The sequence below is a fragment of the Alsobacter metallidurans genome (genome assembly GCF_014636935.1).
GTDB classification, from domain to species: Bacteria; Pseudomonadota; Alphaproteobacteria; order Rhizobiales; family Beijerinckiaceae; genus Alsobacter; species Alsobacter metallidurans.
This window is the reverse complement of the sequence record NZ_BMES01000002.1, coordinates 1640501-1653963: the sequence shown is the minus strand read 5'-3', so window position 1 is coordinate 1653963 and position 13463 is coordinate 1640501. Positions and strand designations below refer to the sequence as shown.

The following is a 13463-nucleotide window of genomic DNA, read 5'->3' as shown; positions in this document are numbered from 1 at the left end:
AGATCCAGTAACAAGTGGTGACGACATGACTTCCCAACACCTGTTGAGGGCTGGCGGATTCCGGCCTCCCGCCGTTCCGGACGTCGAGGTGCGCGGCTTCTGGGGCGATCGCATCGACGCGGTCGCGGACAAGACCGCGATGATCCTTTACGAGCGCTGCGTCGCCGCCGGCATGTTCGACCAGATCGATCCCGAGCGCCCGGTTCCGCCGGTGAAGATGCCCTGGCACACCCGCGCGGACGGCTCGCCCGACACCGTGAACGTGCAGATGTTCTGGGATTCCGATGTCGCCAAGGTGATCGAGACGGCCGCCTACGCGCTGTATCGCAAGCCCAACGCCGACCTCGAAGCCAAGATCGACGCGATCATCGAAATGTTCGCGAAGCTGCAGCAGCCGGACGGCTACGTGAATTCGTGGTTCATCCGCATGCAGCCCGGCCTGCGATGGACCAACCTGCGCGATTGCCATGAACTCTACTGCGCCGGGCACCTGATGGAAGGCGCGGTCGCGTATTTCCACGCCACCGGCAAGCGCACCCTGCTCGACGTCATGTGTCGCTACGCCGACCTCATCGACAAGGAATTCGGCCTTCGCGCCGGGCAGAAGCACGGCTATTGCGGGCATGAGGAGATCGAGCTCGCGCTGATCCGCCTCGGCCGCGCCACCGGCGAGCAGCGCTACATCGACCTCGCGCGGTATTTCATCGACGCGCGCGGCCAGCAGCCGCATTTTTTCGACATCGAGGCGGCGGCGCGTGGTGCGGATCCGGCTCAATTCCGGCACAAGACCTACCAGTACAACCAGTCGCATCTGCCGGTGCGCGAGCAGACCAAGGTCATCGGCCACGCGGTGCGGGCCATGTACCTTTATTCCGGCATGGCCGACGTCGCGACCGAGTTCGGGGACGATACGCTCACGGACGCGCTCAAGGGGCTTTGGGAAGACCTGACCACCAAGCAGATGTACGTGACGGGCGGGATCGGGCCCGCGGCCAGCAACGAAGGCTTCACCGACTACTACGATCTCCCCAACGAGAGCGCTTACGCGGAGACCTGCGCGGCCGTGGGCCTGATGATGTGGGCAAGCCGCATGCTCGGGCGCGGGCCTGACCGCCGTTACGCCGACATCATGGAGCAGGCGCTCTACAACGGGGCGCTCTCGGGCCTGTCGATCGACGGATCGCGCTTCTTCTACGACAATCCGCTGGAGAGCCGGGGAGGGCACCATCGCTGGACCTGGCACCGATGCCCGTGCTGCCCGCCGAACATCGCCCGCACGGTGGCGTCGATCGGGAGCTACATGTACGGCGTCTCGGCGGACGGCGTCGCGGTGCATCTTTACGGCGACAGCACCGCAAGGCTGAAGCTCTCGTCCGGCGAAGTGACGCTGACGCAATCCACGGCCTATCCGGCGGATGGACGGGTGACGCTGCGCATTGGGCTCGACGCGCCCGCGACCTTCGCGCTGGCGCTGCGCGCGCCCGGGTGGTGCGAAGCGCCGACCCTGACTCTCAACGGCGAGCACACGAGCACGGGCGACATGTCGGGCGGCTATATCCAGCTCAGGCGCGAGTGGCGCGATGGGGACGTCCTGGAGCTCGATCTGCCCATGCGGGTGCGAGCGCTCCACGCGCATCCGGCCGTGCGGGCGGACCTTGGACGCGTGGCCATCGCACGCGGCCCGCTGATCTACTGCGTGGAGGAGACGGACAACGCCGGCAATCTGAACGGGCTCGTGCTGTCGGATGACCTCTCGGCGGCGCGCACCGAACCGTTGCCTGAGCTGGGCGGCGCCCTGGTCATCGAGCTGCCGGCGCGCCGGGAACGTTGGAGCGCCGGGGACGGCCGGCTCTACAGCACGCAGCCGCCCGCAGCGGAAAACACCACCGCGCGCCTGGTGCCGTACCATCTCTGGGACAATCGCGACGCGGGCGAAATGCTGGTCTGGATAAGGGCCGCCCAATGACCGCCGAAACAGCCACAATCGAGTTGCGCGGCGTCCGCAAGTCCTTTGGCCCCGTGGACGTCATCCACAAGCTCGACCTCCTGGTGAAGGGCGGCGAGTTCGTCGTCTTCGTTGGCCCGTCGGGCTGCGGCAAGTCCACGTTGCTGCGCATGATCGCCGGGCTCGAGGACGTCACCGACGGCGACATCCTGATCGCCGGGCGCGACGTGACCGACCTCGACCCCGCCAAGCGCGGCATCGCGATGGTGTTCCAATCCTACGCGCTGTACCCGCACATGAGCGTTCGTGAAAACCTGGCTTTCGGCCTGGAGATCGCGAAAGTGCCCGCGGCCGAGATCAGGCGTCAGGTGGATGCGGCGGCCGAAGTTCTGAAGATTGGTCCGCTGCTGGACCGCCGCCCGGGCCAGCTCTCGGGTGGGCAGCGGCAGCGGGTCGCCATCGGCCGGGCGATCGTGCGCAAGCCGCTGGTGTTCCTGTTCGACGAGCCGCTGAGCAACCTGGACGCCGAGTTGCGGGTCAGCATGCGCGCCGAGATCGCGCGGCTGCACCGCGAGCTCGGCAACACGATGATCTACGTGACCCACGACCAGACCGAAGCCATGACGCTCGCCGATCGGATCGTCGTGCTGCGCGACGGCCGCATCGAGCAGGTTGGCTCGCCCCGAGCGGTCTACGAGAACCCCGCGAACCTGTTTGTGGCCGGGTTCATCGGCTCGCCGCGGATGAACATCGTCGACGGAACCTGCCTGGACGGAAATCGCGTTGCGATCGGCGGAACCGAGATCACGCTCGAGGCGCCGATCCCTGCCGCCGCCGCGGAAAAGATCAAGCTCGGAGTTCGGCCCGAGCACTGGTCGGCCGGGCAAGCGCAGGACAATGCGCTGCCGGCGCAGGTCGAGTTCGCGGAGTATCTCGGCAGCACCCGCTACGTTCATTGCCGGCTGGCGACCGGAGACCTGATCACGATCGAGCAACGCGGCGGGCCGGAAGCGCTGCCGGGCGAAAACCTCTGGCTGCGTTGCGATCAACGGGCCGTGAAGTTCTTCGCGGCGTCCGGCGAAGCGCGGCAGGGGAGCTAGAACGGGAGGGGTGGTGGGCCCGGCAGGACTCGAACCTGCAACCAGACCGTTATGAGCGAGCCTCTGTTTCGCTAAGTTAATGAAATGCCATGGTTTTTATTTTCGTTTGTTGCCGTTTGGCGCCGTTTGTTCACGATCAATCGGTGCCGTATCAGTGCCGTAAACCGAAATGGCGTTTTCGACACTCTGGCCAGGAAGCGCCTCAACGCAGCAGCGTGCAGCCGAGGCACTACTGCCAACTGCATTGCGTTAGTCGTGGCTTGGCTGAAAGTGGAGGTAGCTCCGGCTGCACGGCTAGGGAGGCTAAGTCGCGATGTGCATTGCGCTTCTCACGAATGGCGTCGGCACCAGCCCTAAATGCTTCAGGGCGACCGAAGCCGCGCGCCTCGCCGCGGATCGGCATCGGTCGAGATCCGCTAGCGCCGGCGGACAATCGCATCGCGTGCCTCAAGCATATAGTCTGGGTGGTGATGCTCGTAATTCGATTTGAAGATTTGCTCGCTCATGCCGAGATAAGCAGCAGAAATCGAAGTCGGCACCCGCTGGTGCATGAGCCACGTTGCAGCAGTGTGCCGTAACGTATGCGGTGTGATATTGCCGGGCAAGGCTGCAAGCTTGACGGCGCGAGCGAACCCGACCTTAACCGACTTCACCGGAAGACCATTAAACTCGACGGGATATCGCGCGATCGCGCCTGTTTTTTCCCAGCGGCGAATGTGGGCGAGCAGGCGCAGCGGCATCGGAACCGGCGGCTGGCGCTTGTTGGTCTCGCGCGCTCCCTCAGCGAGCCGATAAAACAGGCCGGAATCTAGGTCGATATACGAGCGGCCAGGTTCAGCCACTATTGACGCCGAGAGAATCGCGCCCGGCCGTGAGCCGGTATAGAGAGCGATCAGCAGAAATCGCGCCAAGTGGCGCAGCGGCCTCTTTTGGGTCTGCTGCAGCTTGCCTTTTTGACGACCGCGATGAAGCGTTTGCGTCTCGCGATGACGCCAGCAGGCCCAAATCAGGCGGGCTGCTTCGGCGCGCGTAAGCCAACGCTGCCGTGCCTTGCCCTTAGCCGGCAACTCAACGCTGACGAAACCCGAATGCAGGCCACGCCGGGCATGATGATTGATCGCGGCGCGGAGGTCCTCGAGGTCCCGTCGGGCACCGCCGACGCCTTTACGGATAACGACTTTGCCCGTGGGTGTCGTCGTTACAATCGCCCGTTTTGCATACTCCCGGCAGCTTGCCGGTGAGACATTGGCGAGCGTCTTTCCGTCCCACCAATCAATAAGCCGCTCAATCCGCTCGGCTACTTTGGCAGGGCGCGCTTGTCGCGGCGCGACGTCGTCGAGATAGACCGAAAGGACGTCTAGGACAGCCGTTTCAGAGGCGGGAGCAGGTTGATCGGCAACAGGGTTATGTTTGCCGCCGATGTATCCTGCAAGCTTCTTCTCAGCTTCTGCACGCGCAGCTTCGCTGCACCCGGTCGAGTGCATCCTGCCGTTGTCTCGGATGATCCAAACGGCGGCGCGGTCCTTGCTGGCCGGCCTAAGCCACAAGCGGGCGGGTTGTTTGGCGCGCGGCATCTCTCGATCGTGCTCTCGCAGTTTCTAGCTTTGTTTCTATTCGCAAGCCGGGTGAAAGGGAACCTGCCAACAACGGCTTCGCAACGCAGGACGCGGTTCGAGTGCCGATCGCCGGCAATTGACGTCTTAGAACCGTTTTGAGCCGAACAGTCGAGCACTCTCAGGCCCTCGCGAAAGTAGATCGCGAGCCTAGAGAACGGCCGAGCTGCGAGACGCAATGGAACCGCTCGGCGATTTCATTGCGGCATGTCTCAAGCACGCGCCCGGCCAGAAAGAGCAGGCGCGCACCGTGTATCAAGCGTTCTTGTCCTGGTGCCTCGCCAACAACGAGCGGCCATGGAAGAAACTGCATTCGGCCGCGCCTTTCCGCTCAAGGGGTTAAAGCGGGGCACGATGCGGGCCGGCTCAAATTCTGCCGAGGTCCGCGCGTATCTCGATATCCGGCTGATGCGCGTGCCCGACCGGCCGGATCGCGACCCGCACGATCCCTCCGCAGCCTCCCGAGGGGATGCAGGCGATGAATGAGGCTGAAAACCCTCGCGCTTTTCGTCGACGCGCCGGCTCGCCACGGCCTAGATTGGGCTTGCGACCTGATTCGCGCCGCGAAATGCGCGAGGGTTCGCGAGGGTTCGCGAGGGTTTTTGAGAAACCCTCGCGCACCAAAAACGCTCGAAAAATCAGCGGCTTAACGGCGATTGCGCGAGGGTTGCGAGGGTTTGCCTCGCACACATACATAAGCGCGTGCTCTTTTAGAGCCGGGCAGGCCGACCTCCATAAAGTTGGCCTGAGAAAACCCTCGCAACCCTCGCGCTTCTCTGAAAAGTGATAATAAGTATTTAGAAGATAACTGAAATCTTGGCGCGAGGGTTTAGCCGAAACCCTCGCGCAACCCTCGCGAACCCTCGCGCAATCAGGACCGCGCCCCATGCCTCGCCGCCTCGAAATCGAAAAAGCTCTCGCCTGGGCATTCCGCGACGAGCTCCCGAAAACGACGCGACCGGGCGGCCGGATCAAGACGCTCGGCCTGCCGGCCGTATGGGGCCGGATCGACAAGTTCGGCGAGCTGCTCGAGCTCGTCGACGAGGACGGCCTCAATCAATGGGGCGTGTTCGCCGATCCCTTCGCCGTTACGGCGCCGCATCCCGACGCGATCGCGATCGCCGAGACCGTCAAGGCGCTAGGCCTGCTCGCGCTCGACCTGCCGGCCGATTGGGATCCGCTCGGCGACGTCGAGCTCGGCGACGATCGGGCGGCCGTGCTGGCGCGCGCCGTGGCGTAGCTAACCGTCGCCGAGCGGGACGGCCGCCGCAGGCTCAAGACGTCGCCGGCCCGCCTCGTGCAGCGCGCCGCGATCCTCGGCGCGCCCGACGATTGGCAACTGCTAGAGATCCAGCAGCGCGTCGCGGTTTGCAACTCGCAGGGCGGCACGGCCTGGTTTCGGCGCGTGCTCGTCAACGTCGAGGGCGGCGAGCCTAACTTGGTCGAGCAGGACGGATACTACGCGAGCCGCTGCAGGCTTATCCCCAGACCTACCGCAAATTCGTTGGGATCCCGACTCGGCCGAGCTCGCCGTCGATCGCGGCCTATTCGAAATCTGGCGGGGCTCTCGACGCGCTCATTGAGGCTAGGGATGGACAGGTCGTGGGAGGTCGAGCTCGTCGCCTCTTCCCGGTCAGCGCGACCCTTGGCTGAAGTCGGATCCGGTCGGCAGCATATGCCCCAATCTGGCCGGCGGGCACCCTCGCTGGAAACTGGACTGCCGGCGTAGGACTTTACAAAGGCCTGTCTTGCCCGCGGGAACAATTCGGTGCCTACCTAGTCACGGTTCACAGAACGACAGAAGCTCGCGGCTTTGGAACGAGCTCGCGGCGGGTCAGGCGCAGGCATGCTTACTCGTCGCATTTGGATCGGCAATGCAACAGAGTAGCTCGGGTTGGCTTAGAGGCTCGGGTCCCTCCGCGGCGCCCCTAGGCGGCGCGGCCGAGGCAGCCCGACGAAACGCGAGCCGAGCGGGGATGGAAATGACCGAACAATCCGAACCCAGCAGATCGGAACAGCTTCCTAAGCTGCCGGGTGCAGGCTACGGCCGAGGACGCTCGCTGGTCATACAGCCAGGATAGGTCCGAGATAATCTCGCCAGCGAAGTTGTGCGGCATAGTTCAGCGCACTTTAGGCCGCACCCCGACATTCCATCGCTGGATGCTGCGAGCACCACGCAGCCGGGCGTGCAGCAACCTGAGGCGGGTTCCTGGCGCGAGAGCCGCTTCGGCCTTTGTTAATGGCTTGGTCAAATCGATCCTGCGAGGTCTCGACGGCTTCGCCCCTCTAGGGGCGACCGGCTACGCGACGACCCAGTCTCGACCGCGGTTGGTAGCGACCAAGTGAAACTCGTTGAGAGCTGAGGAGGACGCGCGCGATTTCGAGCGGAGGCGATGGCCCATTGTGCTTTCGACCGCCGTGTTGTGCAGGCGCGAAGGTGCTCCGTGGAAAGCGCTCGCAGGCCCCGAGCGGACTCGTGTTGCGGCCTGTCAAGACGTGCTGGCCCCGACCTCCGGACGGTCGCAGAGCAGCCGATCAGAACGTGTTCATGGGTAACAACGTTCGGTACTGTCAAAACGGCAAGCGGACCGGTCGGAGAATGTGGATTTTCATAAACAAGCGGCGATTTTTTAATAATCGGCCGCTAGTTTTTGCGGTCAACTGCGGGTGTTCCAGCCGAGATTGTTTGTCGTGCGCCGATTTGTATCAAGTCTTGATCTCGGAAAAGTCCGCCTAGTATCGGCCCACGGCGTTCCCGCGATAGAGCGCTTTTCCGACATCCAAGGGGTGTTGAGAGAGCGCTGTGGAGGTGCGGCGGCGCTGCTGTTCGCTGAACCAGTTCTTCACCGAAGCAACGGAGAAACAATCGCCCGCATCGATTGGTACGCACCGTCAGAAGCGGCTCTGGAGCGCTGGTCGCAGCTTGATCGAGAGAGGCAAACGCTTCTCAAGTCGCAAGTTGCGGCGGTTCTCGCAACGATCCGGCCGTTGCTCCACGACGCAGAAATTGGGCCTTTGCTGGCCGCCTGCCTCAATGTTGCGTCGTCCGAGTCGCTGGCGTCTTTGGGAGGCAAGCCGCTACTGCTTGACTGGGGGCTGCTGCCGTTGGGCGTGCAGGACGCTGCAGCGGCTGCGACCCACAATCAATCGATCTTGGGCGACTTCGATGGCGTCCGCCCGGCGACAAATGATGAGAATTGGGCGGCCCGCTACGGCGCAACGCAGGCCGCGACGCGTCCGGTCTCCGGCGCGACGGCGGGCCAGACCAAAAGCTTGAGGCAGTCATCGCTCGGAGCTCCGGCTATCGCCTGCAGTCTCGCGGCCGCGGCGCTTCTCCTGTCGTTCGCGCCGGGCGTGCTCGCCTTTCAGGGCGCCACCGTCCTCGGCGATGACCCTGCCGTGCGCGACGGGCTCATGGCGGGCCTGCGCGCCCGGATCGACCGTCTCGGGGCGGCCATGGGTCTGAACTGCATCGGCCTGAAGAGCCAGGCGCCGCTGCTGATGCCGATCGACCCCGCGAGCGTTCGATCACGCGCGCCGGGGCAGGGCGCTGGCGACCGGGCGACCGGCGCGGCTGCGAGCGCCCCGACGGTTACCGCTGATCCGACCAGTCTTGTCGCGCGCCTCGAACGGGGCGTGGTTCTTGTGATTGCGGGAGATAAGCTTGGGTCGGGCTTCTTCGTCAGCCCCGAACTCATCGTCACGAACAGGCATGTGGCCGGCGGTGGCGGAGACATCCTGATCGCCGGCAAGCAGGTGGGGGTCATCCATGCCGCCCTGGCGGCGGCGGGGGATGCCGACCCGCTCAGGGACTTCGCCTTGCTGCGCGTCGCGCCGCAATCCAGAGCTGAGGCTTTCGCGCTCGCATCTCCCGCAAGACCCATGGAGCCGGTGGTTTCAGCTGGTTTTCCGGGCCTCTACATGACCACGGATCCCAGCTTCCAGCGGCTCAAGGGGGGAGACGACGCCGCGGCCGCCGATCTCTCGCCGGTCTTGCAGGCAGGCGTGGTGAACCACCTCCAGCGTTACGCGCAGGATGGCGTCACGTTGGTGGTGCACAGCGCCGAAATTTCGCCCGGAAATAGCGGAGGTCCGCTCGTCGACAGCTGCGGCAGGGTCGTGGGGGTTAACACGTTCGACCGCAGCGCGAGCGATCGCGCCGGCATCCGGGCGCGTTACGCGCTCGGATCGGACGGGCTCGCGGCATTCCTGGCTTCGGCAGGCCTGGATGTCCGTCCAGAGCAGGGCCCGTGCGCGACAGCGCCGACCATCGCTTCGCAACCAAATGAACGGCAGCCGGGTGTCGAGCCCGCCGCCGCGCCAGTGGCCCCGCCGTCTGCGCCTGCTCCGCGCACTCCTGCACCGTGATCGCGCCATGTCGACCAACACTCTGATCACGCGCACGAGCGGACGCGGCCTCGAGCCCAATCACAGCCGGTTGCTCGACCGTCACGGCCAGATGGTCGCGGTCGTTCGGCAGCGCCTCGGGCCGGAGCATGCGGCGCTGTTCGCCGAGCCGACCCGCATGGGAGCCGGCTCGGGCAGCGACATCGCCTGGTACGCGGAAGGGGACGTCGAACCAAAGCCGCTGCTTTCGCTTCCGGAAGATGTCGCGGCGCGTGTCCGCCAACGCCTCGAACGCTTGAAAGCCGACATCGTCTCTCTCGCGGAGACGCTCGGAAAGCAGGGCGAGGCTTCGCAGGATCTGGCGAGCCTTTTGAGAGCGGCGGTCGTCGCGCCTGGCGACAGCGCGGTCTGGGTCGCGGGCGAGCAGCCGATCCTGGTCGATTGGGGGCGGAGAGCGGCGGTGGCGGACGACGTCGTCGCGCCCGCAGCCGGGGCGATCATCGCGGCCCGCGAGCAAGCGGACCCGGTGCGGGCCGCACCTGCGGCGCCAAGCGGCGGTGAACGTGCGCCGCCTTCGGGCCCGGCGGCATCGGCCGGTGCCGGGGAAAGTCCCGGCGCGGCCTGGTCGCGCAACTTGGCGGGCCTGGCGCTCTGGTTGCTGTTTTTCGTGCTGCTGGCCATGCTCGCCGGCCGGCTTCTGCAAGCCTGCGGGGTTGGCGGGCCGCGGTGGCCTGCCTCCCTGCGCAACCTGTTCCCGCAGTACTGCACGGCCGGCGGCACGGTTGATCCCGTGACAAATGATGCCATCGCCAGCCTGGAGGCGCAGGCGAGGGCGGCCGAACTGGCGCTCGCCCGGAAGATCGCGGCGTGCGAGGTGAGTTGTCCCGCGCCGCCGCAGCGCGCCGCCGCGCCGCCGCCTGTCCTCCCGATTCAGGAGGAGATTACTCGCCGCCTGCCCAGCACGGTGGAGCGCGGCAAGCATCTTGAGATCACCCTGACCTGGGAGGGAAGCTCGGACCTGGACCTCTATGTGAGTTGCCCGGGCGGAGCGATCATCAACTACCGAAATCACGAAGCCTGCGGCGGAAAGCTCGTGGCCGACCTCAACCGCGACGGCGGCACCCCGCAGAGCCGCGCCGTGGAGCACATCATCTGGGCCGACCGACCGCCCGCGCCCGGCGCCTATCAGGTCGGCGTCGCGATGTTCAATCGTTATGGCGACGCTCGCGCCAGCATTCCTTATTACGTCGCGATCTGGCGAAATGGCCGGGTTGTCCGGGAGGAACGTCGTGAGATCTCGGCGAACGATGGGATAGAGCCCGTCCTTACACTCACGTCTCCGCTCGAATGAGCCCCTCATGATCATTGAACCCGTGGCTTTCGGGCCCACCATCCGCCTGGTTCCGTTCAGCGGCGTCCAGTTCGTCGAATACGGCATGAACGTCGACAGGGCCGGGCGCCTGTCGCGCCGTTTCATCGAGCGTGCGATCGACCGTGCGGCGTGGATTGACGGACGCCCGACCTACCGGCTGATCCCCGCTTGGGACGGAGCCTCGGACGAGGGCGCCGACGCCACGGCTGGCGACGACGATCGCGAATACACCGTCACCGAACGCGGCGCGCTGGAATTCGCGCTGGGCAAGTGGCTGCCCGTCCCCATGCTGCGCATCACCGCCAACGTGGAAGGCGCCGAAGAGCTCGATATGGGGCCGACCAACTGGGCCCGCGTGCGCATCGTCGAGGCCCCCGATCGCGCGACGGGCCCGTTCACGCACCTCGCAGTCTTCGCCTTCGACACCGACCTCATCGAGCGACGCCCAAATCGGCCCTACACGGCGCCCAGCCGAGAGGATGCGGCCAACGAGCACGAGTTCCGGTTTGCGCATCGGTTCTCGGACATCGGCTGGTTTCTTGGCGCAACGCAGGCCGGCGGCGGTCCAGCGGGCTTCCAGGATTGGGTGCCTGCCTGGCTCAAGGAGATGCTGCGCGAATTCAAGCAGGCGCAGCGTCCGGACAGGCCGCTTCGCGACTCCGACTTGCCCAACGCGCTCGAACACTACGCCCGCTATCTCGTGCTGCTGGAATACCTCCAGGCCACGGCGGCTCCGCGAGTCATACGGCTCACCGACACGGTTTCGTCTGCGCCGGCCATCAAGCCCGTGATGGTCGATCTCATCCTTGACATCGGCAACAGCCGGACCTGCGGCATCCTGATCGAGTCCCATCCGAACGAGGACCGCGTCGACCTCAACAATTCGCTTGTGCTGCAGCTGCGCGACCTCTCGGAGCCCGAGAAAGCCTATTCCGACCCGTTCGAAAGCCATGTCGAGCTCGCGCATGCGCGCTTTGGCCGGGACCATCTGTCTCGGCTGTCGTCGCGCTCGCGTGCGTTCTTCTGGCCGAGCCCGGTGCGCGTAGGCCCGGAGGCGGCGCGCTTCCGCGAGATGGCCCAGGGCACGGAGGCGGTGAGCGGCCTGTCGAGCCCAAAACGCTATCTGTGCGACGTTCGTCCGGTAAACCAGGAGTGGCGCTTTCCGGACCGGGACTACGGCGCCGACGGCACGCCGCCGCTGATCGATCGCGCCATCAGGCAATTCGTGAACGCGCGTGGCGACGTCATCGCGCAACTCGACGCCGACAAGAAGCGCTATGGCCTCCAGGTCCGGTCCGACGACCGGATCGGCGCCGGGCGGCTGACGTTTTCGCGATCGTCCTATTACTCTTTCATGGTCGCCGAGATCATCGCTCACGCGATCAGCATGGTGAACAACGCCGGCGTCCGCGAGCGCCGGCGGACCAAGGATGCGCCGCGGTTTCTGCGCCGGGTCATCCTCACCCTGCCGCCCGCAATGCCCGTGCAGGAGCAGCGCCTGCTGCGCAGCCGCGCCGAAGGCGCGGTGAAGCTCGTCTGGCAACTCCTGGGCTGGTCCAAGACCACCGGCATCGGCATCGATCCACCCGAGGTCCACGTCGCGTGGGACGAGGCGAGCTGCGTGCAGTTCGTCTACCTCTATGGCGAGATCACCCAGAAGCTGGGCGGCTCGGTCGACGCTTTCCTGCGCCTTGCGGGTCGGCCGCGTCCGTTCGCCGAGCCGGGCGCCCAGCCGGCCAGCGGCGCCCAGCCTGAGCCGTCGCTGAGGGTCGCCAGCATCGACGTCGGCGGCGGCACCACCGACCTGATGATCACGACCTACTACGCCGAGGGCAACCGGGCCATAAACCCGGTCCAGAATGTCCGTGAGGGCTTCCGTCTGGCCGGCGACGACATTCTGAAGGGCGTCATCGAGCGCCTGGTGATCCCGCCCATTGAACGCGCGCTGCGCGAGGCCGGGCATCCCGATCCCAGGGCTTTCCTGCTCGAGCGCTTCGGCGGCGACCGGGCCAACATGGCCGAGCAGGAAAAGCACCTTCGACGCCAGTTCGTCGTCAGGGTGCTTGAACCCATCGCGCTGAGGCTGCTGGCCGATGCGGAAGACGCAGACGTGGCTGTGTCAGACGCAGCTCCGGTGCGTTCGTTCGGCGAGGTTTTCGCCAACGCGGCCCACGGGCCGGTTCACAGCGAAGGACGGCAGCGACTGCTCCGCTTCCTGGAAGGGCCGGCTCAGGCCTCCGGCGCACCTTCCTTTGCGCTGGAACAGTGCATCTTTCAGTCCGATCCGGACGTCATTCGCAGTTGTGTCGTCGCCGTGCTGGACACAGTGTTCGACAACCTCTCCGAAGCGATCCATGCGCTGGATTGCGACGTCGTGCTGCTGTCCGGCCGGCCCTCGCGGCTGGCGGGCGTCGTCGACCTGCTTGTCGGCAAGCTGGGCGTCTCGCCCGAGCGCATCATCCCGTTGCATCAGTATCAGGCGGGCGCGTGGTACCCCTTCCGTGATCGCGACAACCGTCGCATCGGCGATCCCAAGACGACCACGGCAGTGGGCGGCATGCTTTGCGCGCTGGCGGAGAGCCAGCTGACCAACTTCACCATGTTCACCAACAGGCTCGGTCTGCGGTCAACCGCCAAATACATCGGTGAACTCGAAAGTGACGGGCGGCTCAGAAACGATCGGCTCTGCTTCCGCAATATCGACCTGGACCAGAAGCGCTCGGCCAGTGACGAAGTCGCCACCCTGAAATATTACGCGCCGATGCGGCTGGGCTATCGGCAGTTGCCGATAGAGCGCTGGATCGCGACGCCGCTTTACCGGCTGCGTCTTCGGCCGGGCATCGACCTCAATGCGGTGCGCCTGCCCATCGAGATCACACTGGAGCGCAGCGCCGAGACGTCGGCCGACGACGAGGGCCCGGACTCGCTGATGCTGAGCGAAGCCATCAAGGAAGACTTCAAGATCATCTCGGCGGTCGACCAGAACGGGCTCGAGCTATCGAACCGGATGGAGCTCGTTCTGGACACCTTGGCGTCAGAGCAGGGCTATTGGCTCGACACCGGCATTCTGTCCCTGGACTGACATC

7 protein-coding genes are annotated in these 13463 nt (G+C 65.5%); 6 read left to right on the top strand and 1 reads right to left on the bottom strand.

What is annotated here, in order from left to right; all coding sequences use genetic code 11:
* Positions 1–25 precede the first annotated feature (25 nt).
* Positions 26–1966, top strand: a complete 1941-nt coding sequence (locus tag IEV99_RS18135; protein WP_188519122.1) for a glycoside hydrolase family 127 protein — start codon at positions 26–28, stop codon at positions 1964–1966.
* Entirely contained in the window at positions 1963–3045 is a 1083-nt protein-coding gene (locus IEV99_RS18130; RefSeq protein ID WP_188519121.1) for an ABC transporter ATP-binding protein, read from the top strand. The genes IEV99_RS18135 and IEV99_RS18130 overlap by 4 nt, the downstream gene beginning before the upstream one ends.
* A gap of 416 nt (positions 3046–3461) precedes the next feature.
* On the opposite strand, the gene IEV99_RS18125 is transcribed toward IEV99_RS18130, so the two are convergent.
* Complete coding sequence (locus tag IEV99_RS18125; RefSeq protein WP_188519120.1) at positions 3462–4619, bottom strand: tyrosine-type recombinase/integrase; 1158 nt, start codon at positions 4617–4619, stop codon at positions 3462–3464.
* 925 nt (positions 4620–5544) lie between these two features.
* Here IEV99_RS18125 and IEV99_RS18120 point away from each other — a divergent pair.
* The 4 genes from IEV99_RS18120 to IEV99_RS18105 all read left to right on the top strand — a co-directional run bounded on the left by IEV99_RS18120 (position 5545) and on the right by IEV99_RS18105 (position 13459).
* Positions 5545–5898, top strand: coding sequence for a hypothetical protein (locus tag IEV99_RS18120; protein ID WP_188519119.1), 354 nt, complete (start codon positions 5545–5547; stop codon positions 5896–5898).
* 1748 nt (positions 5899–7646) lie between these two features.
* Positions 7647–9026, top strand: coding sequence for a trypsin-like peptidase domain-containing protein (locus IEV99_RS18115; RefSeq protein WP_188519118.1), 1380 nt, complete (start codon positions 7647–7649; stop codon positions 9024–9026).
* On the top strand, positions 8944–10356 hold the full coding sequence (locus tag IEV99_RS18110) for a hypothetical protein (protein WP_188519117.1): 1413 nt from the start codon (positions 8944–8946) through the stop codon (positions 10354–10356). Before IEV99_RS18115 ends, IEV99_RS18110 begins: the two co-directional genes overlap by 83 nt.
* 7 nt (positions 10357–10363) lie before the next feature.
* Entirely contained in the window at positions 10364–13459 is a 3096-nt protein-coding gene (locus IEV99_RS18105) for a virulence factor SrfB (RefSeq protein ID WP_188519116.1), read from the top strand.
* Positions 13460–13463 lie beyond the last annotated feature (4 nt).

Coding starts and splice junctions, on each gene's coding strand:
- IEV99_RS18135 (WP_188519122.1), top strand. CDS start 26: ATGACTTCCCAACACCTGTTGAGGGCTGGCGGATTCCGGCCTCCCGCC.
- IEV99_RS18130 (WP_188519121.1), top strand. CDS start 1,963: ATGACCGCCGAAACAGCCACAATCGAGTTGCGCGGCGTCCGCAAGTCC.
- IEV99_RS18125 (WP_188519120.1), bottom strand. CDS start 4,619: ATGCCGCGCGCCAAACAACCCGCCCGCTTGTGGCTTAGGCCGGCCAGC.
- IEV99_RS18120 (WP_188519119.1), top strand. CDS start 5,545: ATGCCTCGCCGCCTCGAAATCGAAAAAGCTCTCGCCTGGGCATTCCGC.
- IEV99_RS18110 (WP_188519117.1), top strand. CDS start 8,944: ATGAACGGCAGCCGGGTGTCGAGCCCGCCGCCGCGCCAGTGGCCCCGC.
- IEV99_RS18105 (WP_188519116.1), top strand. CDS start 10,364: ATGATCATTGAACCCGTGGCTTTCGGGCCCACCATCCGCCTGGTTCCG.